13 protein-coding genes are annotated in these 17,197 nt (G+C 73.7%); 6 read left to right on the forward strand and 7 right to left on the reverse strand.

The genetic code is table 11. The annotated features are described in order from the left end of the window. Positions 1–117: 117 nt before the first annotated feature. Complete coding sequence (locus ACFY4B_RS35305; protein WP_387974764.1) at positions 118–579, reverse strand: GNAT family N-acetyltransferase; 462 nt, start codon at positions 577–579, stop codon at positions 118–120. 99 nt (positions 580–678) lie between these two features. Further along, a complete protein-coding gene (locus tag ACFY4B_RS35310) occupies positions 679–1,470 on the reverse strand; it encodes a VOC family protein (RefSeq protein ID WP_049651145.1) in 792 nt (263 codons plus the stop codon). A gap of 191 nt (positions 1,471–1,661) precedes the next feature. Between ACFY4B_RS35310 and ACFY4B_RS35315 the strand changes: the two genes are divergently transcribed. The 3 genes from ACFY4B_RS35315 to ACFY4B_RS35325 all read left to right on the forward strand — a co-directional run bounded on the left by ACFY4B_RS35315 (position 1,662) and on the right by ACFY4B_RS35325 (position 6,690). Then, complete coding sequence (locus ACFY4B_RS35315; RefSeq protein WP_387974767.1) at positions 1,662–3,899, forward strand: ATP-dependent RecD-like DNA helicase; 2,238 nt, start codon at positions 1,662–1,664, stop codon at positions 3,897–3,899. 225 nt (positions 3,900–4,124) lie between these two features. Continuing rightward, a complete protein-coding gene (locus ACFY4B_RS35320; protein WP_049651143.1) occupies positions 4,125–5,414 on the forward strand; it encodes a citrate synthase in 1,290 nt (429 codons plus the stop codon). Between the two features lie 556 nt (positions 5,415–5,970). Then, complete coding sequence (locus ACFY4B_RS35325) at positions 5,971–6,690, forward strand: SDR family NAD(P)-dependent oxidoreductase (protein ID WP_049651142.1); 720 nt, start codon at positions 5,971–5,973, stop codon at positions 6,688–6,690. Between the two features lie 84 nt (positions 6,691–6,774). Here ACFY4B_RS35325 and ACFY4B_RS35330 read toward each other — a convergent pair whose 3' ends face one another. Both ACFY4B_RS35330 and ACFY4B_RS35335 read right to left on the reverse strand, forming a co-directional pair. Next, entirely contained in the window at positions 6,775–9,021 is a 2,247-nt protein-coding gene (locus ACFY4B_RS35330; RefSeq protein ID WP_387974770.1) for a heavy metal translocating P-type ATPase, read from the reverse strand. A gap of 65 nt (positions 9,022–9,086) precedes the next feature. Further along, on the reverse strand, positions 9,087–9,305 hold the full coding sequence (locus ACFY4B_RS35335) for a heavy-metal-associated domain-containing protein (protein ID WP_049651134.1): 219 nt from the start codon (positions 9,303–9,305) through the stop codon (positions 9,087–9,089). A gap of 192 nt (positions 9,306–9,497) precedes the next feature. Between ACFY4B_RS35335 and ACFY4B_RS35340 the strand changes: the two genes are divergently transcribed. Continuing rightward, positions 9,498–10,670 (forward strand): PP2C family protein-serine/threonine phosphatase, encoded by a 1,173-nt coding sequence (locus ACFY4B_RS35340; RefSeq protein WP_053112039.1) that lies wholly within the window; start codon positions 9,498–9,500, stop codon positions 10,668–10,670. Between the two features lie 348 nt (positions 10,671–11,018). On the opposite strand, the gene dhaL is transcribed toward ACFY4B_RS35340, so the two are convergent. Beyond that, complete coding sequence (gene dhaL / locus ACFY4B_RS35345; RefSeq protein ID WP_387974773.1) at positions 11,019–11,645, reverse strand: dihydroxyacetone kinase subunit DhaL; 627 nt, start codon at positions 11,643–11,645, stop codon at positions 11,019–11,021. Between the two features lie 12 nt (positions 11,646–11,657). Next, positions 11,658–12,653, reverse strand: coding sequence for a dihydroxyacetone kinase subunit DhaK (gene dhaK / locus ACFY4B_RS35350; protein WP_049659693.1), 996 nt, complete (start codon positions 12,651–12,653; stop codon positions 11,658–11,660). Between the two features lie 166 nt (positions 12,654–12,819). On the opposite strand from dhaK, the gene dhaM reads away from it, so the two are divergent. Beyond that, positions 12,820–13,212 carry a dihydroxyacetone kinase phosphoryl donor subunit DhaM gene (gene dhaM / locus ACFY4B_RS35355; protein WP_387974776.1) on the forward strand — a complete coding sequence of 131 codons (393 nt, stop codon included), beginning with the start codon at positions 12,820–12,822 and terminating at the stop codon, positions 13,210–13,212. A gap of 36 nt (positions 13,213–13,248) precedes the next feature. Here dhaM and ACFY4B_RS35360 read toward each other — a convergent pair whose 3' ends face one another. Continuing rightward, the gene (locus tag ACFY4B_RS35360; RefSeq protein ID WP_387974779.1) at positions 13,249–14,961 is read right to left on the reverse strand and encodes a bifunctional 3'-5' exonuclease/DNA polymerase; all 1,713 of its coding nucleotides are present in this window, start codon (positions 14,959–14,961) and stop codon (positions 13,249–13,251) included. 206 nt (positions 14,962–15,167) lie between these two features. Between ACFY4B_RS35360 and ACFY4B_RS35365 the strand changes: the two genes are divergently transcribed. Beyond that, on the forward strand, positions 15,168–17,192 hold the full coding sequence (locus tag ACFY4B_RS35365) for a M3 family metallopeptidase (protein ID WP_380779440.1): 2,025 nt from the start codon (positions 15,168–15,170) through the stop codon (positions 17,190–17,192). The last annotated feature ends 5 nt before the right edge of the window (positions 17,193–17,197 follow it).

The raw sequence follows: 17,197 nt of genomic DNA on the forward strand, positions 1-17,197 counted from the left end.
GGACGGCCTCCAGGCTCGAAGAACAAGCACCGAGCCAAGCGCCATGACGTCGGCAAGACCGTCAAACGCGCCAAGACGATCAAGAAACACCAAGCGCACCAGGGTTAAACGGCAAGCTCAGAGCTTGAGCTTGAACCCGACGTGCGAGGCCACGAATCCCAGCCGCTCGTAGAAGCGGTGTGCGTCCGTGCGCGTCGCGTCGGAGGTCAGCTGGACGAGGTCGGCGCCGAGTTCGCGGGAGCGGTCGACGGCCCACCGGATCAGTTCGGTGCCCAGGCCGCTGCCGCGTTCGTCGGCGTGGATGCGGACGCCCTCGATGATCGTGCGGGTGGCGCCGGCCCGGGAGAGGCCGGGGACGACGGTGAGTTGGAGGGTGCCGACGGTGCGGCCGGCCCGGTCGGCGACCATCAGGTGCTGGTGCGGGTCGCCGTCGATGCTGGTGAAGGCGGTGCGGTAGGGGGTGAGGTCGTCGGGGCTCTCGCGGGTGGCGCCCAGCGGGTCGTCGGCGAGCATGGCCACGATCGCCGGCAGGTCGTCGGCGGTGGCCCGCCGGATCGTCAGAACAGCCGTTTCAGTCATGATCAGAGACTAGAGGCCCCCGTCTGGCGCACCGCGCCTTGTCTACGCCCGTAGCACCCCTTCCCGGGCCTTCTGAAGGGCCGTGGGACCCTCTCGGCGTCAGTCCCCGGGCTTGGCACTGGTGATGACGGCGAAGACGGCGCCGTGCGGGTCGACCAGCTGGGCCAGGCGGCCGACGCCGTGCACGTCCATGGCCGGGATCCGTACGGTCGCGCCGAGGGTGTCGGCGATGGCGAGGCTGGCGTCGGCGTTGGGGACCTCGAAGTAGGGGAGCCAGTGCGAAGTGGTGCCGCGCGCGGTGTGTTCGGGGCCGAGCTGCATGATGCCGCCGTGGGCGTCGTCGCTGCCGCCGCCGGCCGGGGTGAGGACGGTGTACATCACCTCGCCGAGCGGGACGTCCTGCTCCTGCCAGTCGAAGACGGAGCGGTAGAAGGACTTGTCGAGTTCGGCGTCGACGCTGTAGCACTCGGCCCAGCAGAGGCTGCCCTCCTCCGTGACGACGTCCAGGCCGCGGGTGCCGTGCGGCTGCCAGACGGCGAAGTCGGCGCCGGTCGGGTCGGTGTAGGCGGCCATCCGGCCCGCGGTGAAGACGTCGAAGGGGGCGAACCGGACGCGGCCGCCGGCCTGTTCGACCAGCGCGGTGGTGCGGTCGGCGTCCTCGGTGGCGAAGTAGAGCGTCCAGCCGGGCGGGGTGCCCTCCTCGGCAAGCGGGCCCAGGGCGGCGACGGTCCGGCCGTCGAGCTGGAAGAAGCCGTAGCCGCCGGCTTCGGGGCCGGCCGAGTCGAAGGTCCAGCCGAACAGCGCGGTGTAGAAGTCGACGGACGCGCGGGTGTCGGGGCTGCTCAGGTCGAGCCAGTCCGGGGAACCGGGGCGGAAGTCGGTGTTGAGCATGGCGGCACTGCTCCTCGGACGGGGCCCGGGCGGGCGCGGTCGACGGCGGTCCCCCTCGGTCCCTCCCAGCCTGGCACCTCGGCCGGGGCGGTGCACGGCAGCGGCCGCCGCACCGGCGGGGGCGGGGTGTCGGGGTGGGGCGGTACGGTGCGTAGCGGAATCGTCCACCCGTACCGGTCGAAGGGGGTCCGGTGAGCAAGCAGGCGGCGCAGTCCGGGCAGCAGGTGCCGCGCCAGCTCGCGCAGGTCGAGGGCGTGCTGGAGCGGATCACCTACGCCAACGAGGAGACCGGCTACACGGTGGCCCGGGTGGACACCGGCCGGGGCGCGAACGACCTGCTGACGGTGGTGGGCGCGCTGCTGGGGGCGCAGGTCGGCGAGTCGCTGCGGCTGCACGGGCGGTGGGGCTCGCACCCGCAGTACGGGCGGCAGTTCACGGTGGAGAACTACACCACGGTGCTGCCCGCCACGATCCAGGGGATCCAGCGGTACCTGGGCTCGGGGCTGATCAAGGGGATCGGGCCGCGGTTCGCCGAGCGGATCGTGGAGCGCTTCGGGGCGGACACCCTGGAGGTGATCGAGAACGAGCCGGGCCGGCTGATCGAGGTGCCGGGGCTGGGGCCCAAGCGGACCAAGAAGATCGCCGCGGCCTGGGAGGAGCAGAAGGCCATCAAGGAGGTGATGGTCTTCCTGCAGGGGGTCGGGGTGTCCACCTCGTTGGCTGTGCGAATCTACAAGCAGTACGGCGACGGTTCGATCGGGGTGGTGCGGAACGAGCCGTACCGGCTGGCCTCGGACGTGTGGGGCATCGGCTTCCTGACGGCGGACCGGATCGCCCAGGCGGTGGGGATCCCGCACGACAGCCCGGAGCGGGTGAAGGCCGGCCTGCAGTACGCGCTGTCGCAGAGCACCGACCAGGGGCACTGCTTCCTGCCGGAGGAGCGGCTGATCGCGGACGGCGTGAAGCTGTTGCAGGTGGACGTCGGGCTGGTGATCGACTGCCTGGCGGAGCTGGTGGCGGCCGAGGGCGTGGTGCGCGAGGCGGTCCCGGGGGAGGGCGGCGAGCCGGTCACCGCGGTGTACCTGGTGCCGTTCCACCGGGCGGAGATCTCGCTGGCCAACCAGCTGGTGCGGCTGCTGCGTTCGGACGCGGACCGGATGCCGTGGTTCGGGAACGTGGACTGGCCGGTGGCCCTGGACTGGCTGGCGAAGCGGACCGGGGCCGAACTGGCGCCGGAGCAGGAGGAGTCGGTCCGGCTGGCGCTGACCGAGAAGGTCGCGGTGCTGACGGGCGGTCCGGGCTGCGGCAAGTCGTTCACGGTGAAGTCGATCGTGACGCTGGCGCTGGCGAAGCGGGCCAAGGTGGTGCTGGCGGCGCCGACCGGCCGGGCGGCGAAGCGGCTGGCGGAGCTGACCGGGGTGGAGGCCTCGACGGTGCACCGGCTGCTGGAGCTGAAGCCGGGCGGGGACGCCGCGTACGACCGGGACCGGCCGCTGGACGCGGACCTGGTGGTGGTCGACGAGGCCTCGATGCTGGACCTGATCCTGGCGAACAAGCTGGTCAAGGCGGTGCCGCCGGGCGCGCACCTGCTGTTCGTGGGGGACGTGGACCAGCTGCCCTCGGTGGGCGCCGGGGAGGTGCTGCGGGACCTGCTGGCGGAGGGCGGGCCGATCCCGTCGGTGCGGCTGACCAGGATCTTCCGGCAGGCGCAGCAGTCCGGCGTGGTGACCAACGCGCACTGGATCAACGAGGGGAGGCCGCCGCTGACGGACGGGCTGGCGGACTTCTTCCTGTTCGCCGAGGACGACGCGGAGCGGGCGGCCGGGCTCACGGTGGACGTGGTGGCGCGCCGGATCCCGCAGAAGTTCGGCTTCGACCCGCGCCGGGACGTGCAGGTGCTGGCGCCGATGCACCGCGGCCCGGCCGGCGCGGGGAACCTGAACACCCTGCTCCAGGCGGCGGTGACGCCGGCCCGGGAGGGGCTGGCCGAACGCCGGTTCGGCGGCCGGACGTTCCGGGTGGGGGACAAGGTCACCCAGATCCGCAACAACTACGACAAGGGGCGGAACGGCGTCTTCAACGGCACAGTGGGAGTGGTGACCGCGCTGAGCGTGGACGACCAGCGGCTGACGGTGCTCACCGACGAGGACGAGGAGGTGGCGTACGACTTCGACGAACTGGACGAGCTGGCCCACGCGTACGCGGTGACGATCCACCGCTCGCAGGGGAGCGAGTACCCGGTCGTGGTGATTCCGGTCACCATGTCCGCTTGGACGATGCTCCAGCGGAACCTGCTCTACACCGCTGTGACCAGGGCACGGAAACTCGTGGTGCTGGTGGGGTCACGCAAGGCGATCGGACAGGCCGTCCGGGCCGTCAGTGCAGGTCGGAGGCATACCGGACTCGACCATCGGCTCGCAGCTGGATGATTATCCAACGGGATGGTTGCCTCTAATGTTCTCTTGACGTGAAGAGATTTACGGCAGAGCCTAGGGTGGTGCCGATCTTGTCCGGTTCGTACCGGCTGCGGCAGCAGGTTTTGTAGGGGCGGGCCCTTTCGGGCCACCCCGGGTGCGCGACTGTCCTCCGGATGGGGGATGGTAGAGACAGTCAGGGCACCTTGGAAGAGGATTCATTTCGTCGGTGAGGAAGACGTGAGCGACAACTCGGTAGTACTGCGGTACCAGGACGGCGAGTACGAGTACCCCGTCGTCGAGAGCACTGCGGGCAACGCCGGCTTCGACATCTCGAAGCTGCTCCCGCAGACCGGCCTGGTCACCCTGGACAACGGCTTCGGTAACACCGCCGCGTACAAGTCCGCGATCACCTTCGTGGACGGCGACAACGGCATCCTGCGGTACCGCGGCTACCCGATCGAGCAGCTCGCCTCCGATGGCGGGTTCATCGAGACCGCGTACCTCCTGATCAACGGCGAGCTGCCCAACGCGGACCAGCTGGCCGAGTTCAACCGCGAGATCACCCAGCACACCCTGCTGCACGAGGACGTCAAGCGCTTCTTCCAGGGCTTCCCGCGGGATGCCCACCCGATGGCCATGCTGTCCTCGGTCGTCGGCGCGCTGTCCACGTTCTACCCGGAGAGCCACAACCCGTTCGACGCGGCCCAGCGCCACCTGTCGACGGTCCGCCTGCTCGCCAAGCTGCCGACGATCGCCGCGTACGCGTACAAGAAGGCGATGGGCCAGCCCTTCGTCTACCCGCGCAACGACCTGAGCTACGTCGAGAACTTCCTGCGGATGACCTTCGCCGTCCCCGCCGAGGACTACGAGCTCAACCCGGTCGTCGTCAACGCGCTGGACAAGCTGCTCATCCTGCACGCGGACCACGAGCAGAACTGCTCGACCTCCACCGTGCGCCTGGTCGGCTCCAGCCACGCCAACCTGTTCGCCTCGATCTCGGCCGGCATCTCGGCCCTGTGGGGCCCGCTGCACGGCGGCGCCAACCAGGCCGTGCTGGAGATGCTGGAGAGCATCCAGAAGGACGGCGGCGACGTCGACGCCTTCATCACGAAGGTGAAGAACAAGGAAGCCGGCGTCAAGCTGATGGGCTTCGGCCACCGGGTCTACAAGGCGTTCGACCCGCGTGCCGCCCAGGTCAAGCTGCTCGCGCACGAGGTCCTCGGCCAGCTCGGCAAGAGCGACGAGCTGCTGGACATCGCGCTCAAGCTGGAGGAGCACGCCCTCAAGGACGACTTCTTCATCTCGCGCAAGCTGTACCCGAACGTGGACTTCTACACCGGCCTGATCTACCGCGCCATGGGCTTCCCGACCAGCATGTTCACCGTGCTGTTCGCCCTCGGCCGGCTGCCGGGCTGGATCGCCCACTGGCACGAGATGATCAACGACCCGACCAGCCGGATCGGCCGTCCGCGCCAGATCTACACCGGCACCGCGATCCGCGACTACGTCCCGCTGGACGCCCGCTGACCGCAGCGGCGCCGACCACCGGCCCGCACGGAAGCTGAGAGGGGCCCGACCGCGAGAGCGGCCGGGCCCCTTCGCGTCCCGGTGGCGCGCCCGAGGGCCCGCGCGGGGACGGAACCGTACGGCGCACGACTCCGGGGTCGGCCGCAGCCGGGGACGGCCGCTCAAAGCGTCCCAGGCCCGCCAGAACCCCGGCGTCGTGCGCGAAGGCCGTCAGGGTCGACGACCGTCCCGGGGCCCGCCGGAGCCCCGTCGGCGACAGCCCGCTGGAAGCGCGGGGACACGTTGCCGTTCAGCGTGTCCCCGCCCACCGGAAAAACTGCCGCACTACCAACCTAAGACGTATCAGGGTGCGAGAAGTTACGCCCGGGGGGTGTGAGCTGCCTCTCGCCACGCTCCGTGTGCGCGTCGTACCACGCTCATATCACACCTTCGCTCGCGCCGGACGTCACCCTCCCCGCAGTCACGGCAACCGAGCGTGATAGGAATCGTGGCATTCCGGTACGGACCGTCGCGCACATTCGCCGCGCGACGGCGGAACTGGGGAGGGAGTGCGCAGATGGCCAGGAACGTCGTCGTCACCGGCGGTGGCACGGGAATCGGGTACGAGGTCGCGCGGCGGTTCGTCGAGGCCGGCGACCACGTGGTGATCGTGGGCCGCCGCCGGGAGGTCCTGGAGAAGGCCGCGGCCGGACTCGGGCCGAACGTCACCCCGCTGGTGTGCGACCTCGCCGACCCGGACGCCGTCGAGGCCGCGCTCGCCGACCTGCCCGAGCGGATCGACGTCCTGGTCAACAACGCCGGCAGCCGGGAGACCGTGGTCGGCGGCGGGCCGCACGCCCTGCTGGCGCGCTGGCGCGGCGACTTCGAGCGCAACGTGCTGACCGTGGTGCTGCTCACCGAGTCGGTCCGCGACCGGCTCACCCCGGGCTCCGGCCGGGTGGTCACCATCAGCTCCATCGCCGCCCTGCGCGGGGCCGGCTCGTTCGGCGCGGCGAAGGCCTCGCTGCACGCCTGGAACCACTTCCTGGCCGCCCAGTTGGGCACCTCGGGCATCACCGCCAACATCGTCGCGCCGGGCACCGTCGCGGGCACCGAGTTCTTCGGGCCGCGGCTGGACGAGGCCGAGGTCGCCCGCCGGGCCGCCCGCACCCTGCTCGGGCGGATCGGCGAGACCGGCGAGGTGGCGGCGGCGGTGTACTTCCTGGCCTCGCCCGAGGCCGGGTTCATCACCGGCGAGATCCTGCACTGCAACGGCGGCGAGCTGCTGGGGCGTTGAGGCCCGGCCCCGAACGCCCCGGGGCACCCCGTACGCGTCGAGGCCCCGGACCGACACCGGTCCGGGGCCTTCGCGTCGGCCGGCTCAGGCGGGCCGGAAGCGGCGCAGCCGCAGGCTGTTGGTGACCACGAAGACCGAGGAGAAGGCCATCGCGGCCCCCGCGACCATCGGGTTGAGCAGGCCGGCGGCGGCCAGCGGGATCGCCGCCACGTTGTAGCCGAAGGCCCAGAACAGGTTGCCCTTGATGGTGGCCAGGGTGCGGCGGGAGAGCCGGATCGCGTCGGCCGCCGAGCGGAGGTCGCCGCGGACCAGGGTGAGGTCGCCGGCCTCGATGGCGGCGTCGGTGCCGGTGCCCATGGCGAGGCCCAGGTCGGCCTGGGCGAGCGCGGCCGCGTCGTTGACGCCGTCGCCGACCATCGCGACGACCTTGCCCTCGGCCTGCAGCCGCTTGACGGTGGCGACCTTGTCCTCGGGGAGCACCTCGGCGAGCACGTGCTCCGGTGCGATGCCGACCTCGGCGGCGACGGCCTCGGCCACCGCCCGGTTGTCGCCGGTGAGCAGCACCGGGGTCAGGCCGAGCGCGCGCAGCCTGCCGACGGCCTCGGCGCTGGTCGGCCTGACCGCGTCGGCGACCTCCAGCACGGCCCGGGCCTCGCCGTCCCAGCCGACCGCGATCGCGGTGCGGCCGGCCGCCTCGGCGGCGGCCTTGGCGCGGGCCAGGGAGGGCGGCAGGTGCTGCGCGCGGTCGGCCAGCAGGGCCTCGCGCCCGGCGACCACCGCGCGCCCCGCCACGACCCCCTCCACGCCCCGCCCGGGCACGCTGCGGAAGTCCGCGACGGCGGGCAGGGCGCCGGCCTCGGCGGCGGCCTCGGCGACCGCCCGGGCGACCGGGTGCTCGGAGGCGTGCTCGACGGCGCCCGCCAGGCGCAGCGCCTCGGCCCGGTCCACGCCCTCGGCGGTGTGCACGGCGACCAGGGCCATCCGGCCGGTGGTGACGGTGCCGGTCTTGTCCAGGACGACGGTGTCCACCGTGCGGGTGGTCTCCAGCACCTCGGGGCCCTTGATCAGGATGCCCAGCTGGGCGCCGCGGCCGGTGCCGACCATGAGCGCGGTCGGGGTGGCCAGGCCCAGGGCGCACGGGCAGGCGATGATCAGCACGGCGACGGCCGCGGTGAAGGCCTCGGTGGAGCTGTCGGTGGCCAGCAGCCAGACCACCAGGGTGGCCAGGGCGATCAGGATGACGGCCGGGACGAAGACCGCGGAGATCCGGTCGGCCAGCCGCTGGGCGGCGGCCTTGCCGTTCTGGGCCTCCTCGACCAGCCGGGCCATCCGGGCCAGCCGGGTGTCCGCGCCGACCCGGGTGGCCTCGACCACCAGCCGGCCGCCCGCGTTGACGGTGGCGCCGGTGACGGCGTCGCCGACGGTGACCTCGACCGGGACGGACTCGCCGGTCAGCATTGAGGCGTCCACCGCCGAGGCGCCCTCGACCACCGTGCCGTCGGTGGCGATCTTCTCGCCCGGCCGGACCACGAAGCGGGTGCCGACCGTCAGCCGGTCCACCGGCAGCCGTACCTCGCGTCCCCCCTCCAGGACCGCGACGTCCTTGGCGCCGAGGTCGAGCAGGGCGTGCAGCGCGGCGCCGGCCCGGCGCTTGGAGCGGGCCTCCAGGTAGCGGCCGAGCAGGATCAGCACGGTGACGGCGGCGGCGGTCTCCAGGTAGAGCGTGGCCGAGGCGTCGGTGTCGCCGACCGAGAGCGAGAAGTCGTGGTGCGTCCCGGGCCGGCCGGCGTGGCCGCCGAACAGCGCCCAGCAGGACCAGCCGAAGGCGGCCAGGGTGCCGAGCGAGACCAGGGTGTCCATGGTGGCGGCGCCGTGCCGGAGGTTGGTCCAGGCGGCGCGGTGGAAGGGCAGGCCGCCGTAGACCACGACCGGGCCGGTGAGTGCGAAGGCCAGCCACTGCCAGTCGGTGAACTGGAGGGCCGGGACCATCGACAGCAGCACCACCGGGACGGCGAGGACGGCGCTGGTCAGCAGCCGGTCGCGCAGGGGGTCGGCGGGCTCGGGCCGGGTGGGGTGCTCGGGGGCGGCCGGGGGCGGGGGGAGCTCGGCGGTGTAGCCGGTGCGCTCGACGGTGGCGATCAGGTCCTCGACCGTGGTGCCGGGGCCGAAGTCGACCCGGGCCCTCTCGGTGGCGAAGTTGACGGTGGCCTCGACGCCGTCCATCCGGTTGAGCTTCTTCTCGATCCGGGCCGCGCAGGAGGCGCAGGTCATCCCGCCGATCGACAGCTCGACCCGGTCCCGCGCCCCGAGGTCCGGGGTGGACGTGCTCATGCGGATCAGCTCCTCGGTGCGGGTGGCCGGCGGGGCGCCGCGGCGGCCCCGCCGTGCCGGGTGGTTCAGGCGCTGCGGCCGACCAGCTCGTAGCCGGCCTCGTCGATCGCGGCGCGCACCTGCTCGTCGTCCAACGGGGCGGCGGAGGAGATCGTCACGGTCCCGGCCGTGGCGTCGGCGGCGACCCCGGTGACCCCGGCCAGGGCGGAGACCTCCTCGCTGATCGCCTTCTCGCAGTGGCCGCAGCTCATGCCGGACACGGTGTAGGTGATGGTGCTGGACATCGGGGGCCTCCGGGAGGTCCGGGCGGCCCGGGTGTTCGCCCGGGGCGCGGCGCTGGCAACGACTCTTGTGACAACACCATACCCCTCCAGGGTATTCCGGGAGTGGTGGGGGTGGGGCGCCCGGATCGCCCGGGAACGCCGGGGGCCAGGGCCGGTCGGGCTTCCGCGGTGATCGTCCCTTATGTTCGGTATGTGTTTCCGCTCCGCCGCGCCCAGTCTCCCTCGGCTCCCACGGCAGCCGGACTGCCGCCGGACCGGCAGCGCGGCGCCCTGCTCGCCGCCGACCTCCAGGACGTGCCCTTCTGGCGGCGCGCCACCCCGGCGCTGATCGCCGTCCTGCTCGTCGGGCTCGCGGACTTCCTCTCCGGCAAGGACCGCTACCTGGCGCCGCTGATGACCGTGGTGCCGACCGTCGCGGCACTGACCCTGAAGCCCCGCGAACTGCTGCTGGTCTGCTCGCTCGGGCTGCTCACGGTGTTCGGGCTCAGCCACCACGACGAGGTCGACAACATCAACGACGCCCGCTTCCTGTACGGGGCGATGGTCAGCTACGTCGTCCTGACGCTGTTCTCGGCCTGGGTCGCCAAGATCCGGATGCGGCGCGCGGCGGCCTTCGCGGCCGTCAGCTCCGTCGCCGAGGCCGCCCAGCGGGCGCTGCTGCAGCTGCCCGGGCCGACCGTCGGGCCGCTGCGGCTCGCGGTGCGGTACGTCTCGGCGGCGGACGCCTCACGGATCGGCGGGGACCTGTACTCCGTGCTGGAGACGCCGCACGGCACCCGGGTCGCGGTCGGGGACGTCCGGGGCAAGGGACTGGCCGCCGTCCAGACCGCGGCCGTGGTGCTGGGCGCCTTCCGCGAGGCGGCGTACGACGAGGCCGGACTGCGGGGCGTCGCGGCGCGGATCGAGGCCAGCGTCGAACGGCACGTACCGGACGGGGAGTTCACCACGGCGCTGTTCGCGGAGTTCCGTACGCCCGGGGCGATGGAGCTGCTGCAGTACGGGCACGTGCCGCCGATCCGGGTGGACCACGAAGGGCGGGCGCACGTGCTGGACGCGCCCGACCCGTGGGTGCCGCTGGGGCTCGGCCGGCTGGCGGCGGGGGAGCCGACCACCTGGGCCCAGCCGTTCGGGGCGGAGGACGTGCTGGTGCTCTGCACGGACGGGGTGATCGAGGCGCGGCACCGGACGAGCGGGGAGTTCTACCCGCTGGCGGAGCGGGTCGGGCCGCTGGTGCGGGGGGCCGCGCGCTCGGAGGGGGAGCTGGAGACGGCGGTCGGGCGGGTGTACGCGGACCTGCTGGCGCACACGGGTGGGGAGTTGCGGGACGACGCGTTGTTGCTGCTGATCGTGCGGACGGATGGGTGAGGGGGCCCTGCGGGGGTCTTCTGTGGGGGTGGGCTCTCGGGAGGGTGGGGGGCCGGGGGTGGCTCCGGGGGTGGTCGCTCCGGGGGCTGGATGATTTTCAGACTGCCAACCCTGGGGGTGGGGCGTTCAGGCCGTTGGCAGTCTGAAAATCACCCGTCACGCCCCTCTCCGCGGCCACCCCCTGCGCCACCCCCTCCCGCAGCGCGTCCCTCTCGCTAGAGGGGAGGGGCGGGTGGGTGGGGGTGGGGGAGGTGGCCTTAGTGCGGGTGGGTGGGGGCGGGGGAGGTGGCCCTGGTGCGGGAGGTGGGGGGTGAAGCGGGTGGGGTGGGTGTGGGCGGTGGGTGGGGGTCAGGTGGTGGTGATGTCGGCGAGGGTGCGGAAGACGAGGGCGGTGGAGGTGGCGCCCGGGTCCTGGTGGCCGATGCTGCGTTCGCCGAGGTAGGAGGCGCGGCCCTTGCGGGCCTGGAGGGGGATGGTGTCGCGGGCGCCCTGTTCGGCGGCTTCGGCGGCCGCTGCGGCCGCTGTGGGGAGGTCGGCGCCGGTGGCGGCTGTGGCGCGGAAGGCGGCGACGGCTGGGGTCCAGGCGTCCACGATGGTCTTGTCGCCGGGGGCGGCCTTGCCGAGGAGGCGGATGGCGTCCAGGCCTGCGGACAGGGCCTCGGCGACGGCGGCCGGGTCGGCCGGGTCGGGCAGGGCGGCGCCGATGGCGCGGAAGGCCTTGCCGTAGAGCGGGCCGGAGGCGCCGCCGACCTTGGAGATGAGGGTGGTGCCGGTCTTGGTGAGGACGGCGCCGGGGCCGGCGGGCTGGAGGCTGTCCAGGGCGGTCAGGGCGGCGGCGAAGCCGCGTTGGAGGTTGCTGCCGTGGTCGCCGTCGCCGATCGCGGAGTCCAGGTCGGTGAGCCGGGCCCGCTCCTTCTCGACGGCCGCGGCGATCGCGCGGACCCAGGCCTCGGCCAGCGGGGTGTCGAAGTCCATCGTGCGTCCTCCTCAGGCCCGCTTGAGGGCGGGGGTGTCGACCGGGGCGTCCCAGAGTTCCAGCAGCTCGGCGTCGGCCTTGGTGAGGGTGAGCGAGAAGCCCGCCATGTCCAGGCTGGTGACGTAGTTGCCGACCAGGCTGCGGGCCACCGTGATGCCGCGCTCGGCGAGCCGGGCGGCGACCTCGCCGTAGACCACGTACAGCTCCAGCAGCGGGGTCGCGCCGAGGCCGTTGAGCAGGGCGATCACCTCGTCGCCCGGGGTCAGGTGGTGGTCGGTCAGGATGGTGTCGACGACCTCGGCGGCCAGCTCGCGGGCCGGGCGGAGCTTCTCGCGGCGGCGGCCGGGCTCGCCGTGGATGCCGACGCCGACCTCGATCTCGTCCTCGGGCAGGTCGAAGCCGGGCTTGCCGGCGGCCGGGACGGTGGCCGCGGTGAGCGCGACGGCGAAGGAGCGGGAGGCGGCGTTGACCCGCTCGCCCAGGGCGGCCACCTCGTCCAGCGGGGCGCCGCGCTCGGCCAGCGCGCCGGCGGTCTTCTCGACCAGGACGGTCGCGCCGGTGCCCCGGCGGCCGGCCGTCCAGGTGGAGTCCTCGACCGCGACGTCGTCGTTGACCAGGACGGTGCGGACCTCCAGGCCCTCCTCGGCGGCGAGTTCGGCGGCGAGCTCGAAGTTCATCACATCGCCGGTGTAGTTCTTCACGACGAAGACCACGCCGGCGCCGGTCTCCACGGCCTTGGCGGCGGCCAGCATCTGGTCCGGGACGGGCGAGGTGAAGACCTCGCCGGGGCAGGCGGCGTCGAGCATGCCGGGGCCGACGAAGCCGCCGTGCAGCGGTTCGTGGCCGGAGCCGCCGCCGGAGATCAGCGCGACCTTCGGGCCGGCCGGGCGGGCGGCCCGGGTGATCACCCGGTTGGGGACGTCCACCGTCAGCTCCGGATGGGCGGCGGCGATCCCGGCCAGCGCGTCCTCCAGGACGCTCTCCGGGGTGTTGATCAGCTTCTTCAACGCTCTTCGCTCCCTTGGTGACCTGGGTGACCTGGGTGAGGACGCCACGGCCGGCGACGCCGTAGCCCCGACGCTACGCCAGACGGGGGTGGTGGGCACGGGGTGCGACACGCGGGATTCCGATCACTCTCCCGGAGTACCGGGTTCCGGCCGTAGGGTCGGCCGCATGAGTGAGAACGTGGGCATTGTTCTGGTCTCGCACAGCGCCCGGCTCGCGGAGGGGCTGCGCGAGCTGCTCGGCGAACTCGCCTCGGACGGCGTGCGGGTGGTCGTCGCGGGCGGCACCGAGGACGGCGGGCTCGGCACCAGCTACGACCTGATCGCCGGGGCGATCGCGCGGGCCGACGCCGGGGCGGGCGTGGTCGTGCTGCCGGACCTCGGCAGCTCGGTGCTCACCGCCGTCACGGTGCTGGAGGACGAGCCGCGCCCGGGCGTGCGGCTGGTGGACGCGCCGTTCGTGGAGGGCGCGGTGGCCGCCGCCGTCACCGCCTCGACCGGGGCGGGCCTGGCCGAGGTGGTCGCGGCGGCCGAGGACGCGCGCGGGTTCCGGAAGCTCTGACGGACCGGTGTCCGGGCGTCGTCCAGTGCCCGCGGCTCACTTGGCGTCCGCGTAGCAGTCCACCACCGCCGTGCTGAGCGGGAAGCGCACCGGGGTGTCGCCGAACACCAGCCGGCGGGCCTCGTCGGCCGCCTCGGCGACGGCGGCGGCCACCTCGTCGGCGAGGTTGGCCGGGGTGTGCACGATCACCTCGTCGTGCTGGAAGAACACCAGGTGCGGGCAGTCCTCCGGGCCCGCGGCGGGCAGTTCGTTCAGCCGGCGGCGCAGGGCAGCGAGCAGGGCCAGCGCCCAGTCGGCGGCGCTGGCCTGGATGACGAAGTTGCGGGTGAAGCGGCCGCGGGCGCGGGCGGTGCGGCCGCCGGCCTCGCCCGCGCCCTCGCCCTCGGTGAGGTCGAGGAAGTCGGCGGAGGCCGGCGGGCAGACCCGGCCGAGCCGGGAGGCGACCACGCCGCCGTCCTCGCCGGTGCGGGCGGCGGCCTCGACGTAGCCCATCGCGGCCGGGTAGCGGCGGTGCAGGGTGTTCAGCAGCGGGCCGATGTCGCCGCTGGTCTGCCCGTACATGGCGCCGAGCAGGCCGAGCTTGGCCTTGTCCCGGTCGCCCTGGAAGGCCTGGGCGGCGAGCGCCTCGTACAGGTCGCCGCCGGCGGCGGTGCGGGCCAGCCCGGCGTCCTGGGAGAGCGCGGCGAGCACCCGGGGCTCCAGCTGGGCGGCGTCGGCGACGACCAGCAGCCAGCCCGGGTCGGCGACCACGGCGCGGCGCAGGATGCGCGGGATCTGCAGGGCGCCGCCGCCGCGGCTGGCCCAGCGGCCGGAGACCACGCCGCCGACCACGTACTCGGGCCGGAACCGGCCGCCGCGGGCCCAGGCGTCCTGCCAGGCCCAGCCGTGCGCGACGTGGATCCGGGACAGCTCCTTGTAGCGGACCAGCAGCTGCGCGGCCGGGTGGTCGACGCCCTTGAGCTCCCAGGAGCGGGTGGAGCCGAGCTGGATGCCCGCCTCGGCGAAGGCGCGCAGCACCTGGGTGTGCGAGTCGGGGTTGAACGGCTTGGCGCCGAGGGCCTGCTGGAGGTCGACGGCGAGCTCGGCGAGGACCCTGGGCTGGGTGCCGGGGACGGTCGGCCGGGGGCCGAGCAGTTCGGTCAGCAGCCGGTCGTGGACGTCGGCCCGCCAGGGCAGCCCGTCGTGGGCCGTCTCGGCGGCCACCAGGGCGCCGGCCGACTCGGCGGCGACCAGCAGTCGGAAGCGCTGCCGGGCGGCCGGGTCGGCGATGGCGGCGATCCGGCGCTGCTGTTCGGCGTGGACGGCGACCACGGCCTCCAACGGGTCGGCGCCGGGCGGCAGTTGCAGCCGGTCGGGGGCGAACAGGGTGTCCTGGCCGTCGTCGGCGTCGGCCAGGCCGGGCTCGGGCAGGTCCGCCGGGACGGGCAGGTTCCGCAGCCGGGCCCAGGCGGCGCCGAGCGAGCGCGGCGCCCCGAACCGGCCCTCGTGCGCCAGCAGCAGCGCCTCGACCAGCCGCAGGTCGTGGCAGCGGGCGAGCCGGTCGGGCAGGCGCGGCAGCAGCGGGGCGTACCCGGAGTCGGCGGCGGCCCAGACCCAGCGCGGGTGGTCGGCGGCCTCCCGGGCGGCGACGGCGGTGGCGAGGTCGCGGACGGCCTCCGGCGGGCCGAGTGGCCGGCCCGTGTCGTCCAGCGGCTGGAGCCGGCCGCCGGGGCCGTGCGGATCGGGCGCGATGGCGGTCCTGGGTGCCACGGGGGCTGCTCCTCTCCGGCGCGCGGTCGGGCGTGCGGGGACGGGTACGGGGACGCGGGCCCGCGGACGGGCACGCCGCGGCCCGCGACCGACGGGCCCGCGCGTCGACGTTAACGGGTGGGTACGACAACGGGCGGCACGCGGGCCCCGCAAGGGGCGGTAAAAGCACGTGGGCACGGCTCGGGACACGGCGTAGGGTTCGCGAAATGACCGTGAACCCGTTCTTCCAGGCCAGCCCGCTGGTCTACGAGCTCCCGCCGTTCGCCGAGATCCGTGAGGAGCACTACCTGCCCGCGTACGAGCGGGGGATGGCCGAGCAGCTGGCCGAGATCGCGGTGATCACCGCGGACCGGAGCCTGCCGACCTTCGAGAACACCCTGGTGGCCCTGGAGCGCTCCGGGGAGCTGCTGCGCCGGGTCGACGCGGTGTTCCGCAACCAGTCCTCCTCGGACACCACCGACGTGCTGGACGAGGTGGAGGCGAAGGTGAGCCCGCTGCTCGCCGCCCACCACGACGCGATCCACCTGGACCTCGCGCTGTTCGCCCGGATCGAGGCGCTGTACGAGGACCGCGCCGGGCTCGGCCTGGACCCGGAGTCGCTGCGCCTGCTGGAGCGCCGGTACACCGCCTTCGTGCGCTCCGGCGCCCGGCTGGGCGCGGCCGAGCAGGCCCGGCTGCGCGAGCTGAACGCCGAACTCGCCGCGCTCGGCACCACGTTCCAGCAGAACGTGAACGCCGCCACCCGGGCCGCCGCGCTGGTCCTGGACTCCGCCGAGGAGCTCGCCGGGCTGTCCGGGGGCGCGATCGCCGGGGCCGCCGAGAACGCCCGGGTGCTGGGCCACGACGGCCGGTACGTGCTGAGCCTGAAGAACACCTCCGGCCAGCCCGAGCTGGCCCAGCTCACCGACCGCGCGGTGCGCGAGCGGCTGCTGGCCGCCTCGCTCGGCCGGGGCGTCGAGGCCAACGGCCCGCTGGCGATCCGGATGGCCGGGCTGCGCGCCGAGCGGGCGGCGCTGCTCGGGTATCCGAGCCACGCCGCGTACGTGGTGGCGGACGAGACGGCCGGCACCGTCGAGGCGGTCTCCTCGCTGCTGGCCCGGCTGGTGGAGCCGGCGGTGGCCAACGCCCGCCGGGAGGCCGCCGAGCTGGCCAGGGCGGCGGCCGCGGACGGCATCACGGAGATCGCCGCGCACGACTGGGCGTACTACTCGGAGAAGGTCCGGCAGAGCTCCTACCAGGTGGACGCGGCCGTGCTGCGCCCGTACTTCGAGCTGGAGCGGGTGCTGCGGGACGGCGTGTTCTTCGCCGCGAACCTGGCGTACGGGGTGACCTTCACCGAGCGGCCGGAGCTGACGGCCCACCACCGGGACGCCCGGGTCTTCGAGGTGTTCGAGGAGGACGGCACCCCGCTGGGCCTGTTCATCGGCGACTTCCACGCCCGGGCGTCCAAGCGCGGCGGCGCCTGGATGGACGCGATGGTGGCCCAGTCCGGGCTGACCGGGCAGCGCCCGGTGGTGCTGAACAACCTCAACATCCCGCGCCCGGCGCCCGGCGAGCCGGTGCTGATGGACTGGGACGAGGTGCGCACGCTGTTCCACGAGTTCGGGCACGCGCTGCACGGGCTGTTCTCGGACGTGCGCTACCCGCTGTTCTCCGGCACCTCGGTGCCCCGGGACTTCGTCGAGTTCCCCTCGCAGGTCAACGAGATGTGGATGGTCCGGCCGGAGGTGCTGGCCAACTACGCCCGCCACCACGCGACCGGGGAGCCGCTGCCGGCCGAGCTGGTCGAGCGGATGACGGCGGCCGAGGGCTTCGGGCAGGGCTTCCGGACGGTGGAGTACCTGGCGGCCACGCTGCTGGACTGGGCGTGGCACACCGTGCCGCGCGGCGAGGAGGTCGCGGACGCCGAGGAGTTCGAGGCGCGGGCGCTCGCCGCGGCCGGGATCGCGGTGGACGCGATCCCGCCGCGCTACCGGACGACGTACTTCCAGCACATCTTCTCCAGCGGCTACAGCGCCGCGTACTACGCGTACATCTGGTCGGAGGTGCTGGACGCCGACACCGTGCAGTGGTTCGAGACCAACGGGCGCGCGGTGCGGGAGAGCGGTGAGCTGTTCCGGCGCGAGCTGCTGGCGCGCGGGTTCAGCCGGGACCCGCTGGAGTCCTTCCGCGCGGTGGTCGGCCGGGCTCCGGAGACCGGGCCGCTGCTGGCCCGCCGGGGGCTGGTCTGACCGTC

It is taken from the genome of Kitasatospora sp. NPDC001261, from assembly GCF_042896795.1.
In the GTDB taxonomy this organism is placed as follows: domain Bacteria; phylum Actinomycetota; class Actinomycetes; order Streptomycetales; family Streptomycetaceae; genus Kitasatospora.

Excerpts from the sequence above, each read along its gene's own strand:
- ACFY4B_RS35335 (WP_049651134.1), bottom strand. The coding sequence starts at position 9,305 with ATGTCCAGCACCATCACCTACACCGTGTCCGGCATGAGCTGCGGCCAC.
- ACFY4B_RS35325 (WP_049651142.1), top strand. The coding sequence starts at position 5,971 with ATGGCCAGGAACGTCGTCGTCACCGGCGGTGGCACGGGAATCGGGTAC.
- ACFY4B_RS35310 (WP_049651145.1), bottom strand. The coding sequence starts at position 1,470 with ATGCTCAACACCGACTTCCGCCCCGGTTCCCCGGACTGGCTCGACCTG.
- ACFY4B_RS35330 (WP_387974770.1), bottom strand. The coding sequence starts at position 9,021 with ATGAGCACGTCCACCCCGGACCTCGGGGCGCGGGACCGGGTCGAGCTG.
- dhaM (WP_387974776.1), top strand. The coding sequence starts at position 12,820 with ATGAGTGAGAACGTGGGCATTGTTCTGGTCTCGCACAGCGCCCGGCTC.
- ACFY4B_RS35365 (WP_380779440.1), top strand. The coding sequence starts at position 15,168 with ATGACCGTGAACCCGTTCTTCCAGGCCAGCCCGCTGGTCTACGAGCTC.
- dhaL (WP_387974773.1), bottom strand. The coding sequence starts at position 11,645 with ATGGACTTCGACACCCCGCTGGCCGAGGCCTGGGTCCGCGCGATCGCC.
- ACFY4B_RS35305 (WP_387974764.1), bottom strand. The coding sequence starts at position 579 with ATGACTGAAACGGCTGTTCTGACGATCCGGCGGGCCACCGCCGACGAC.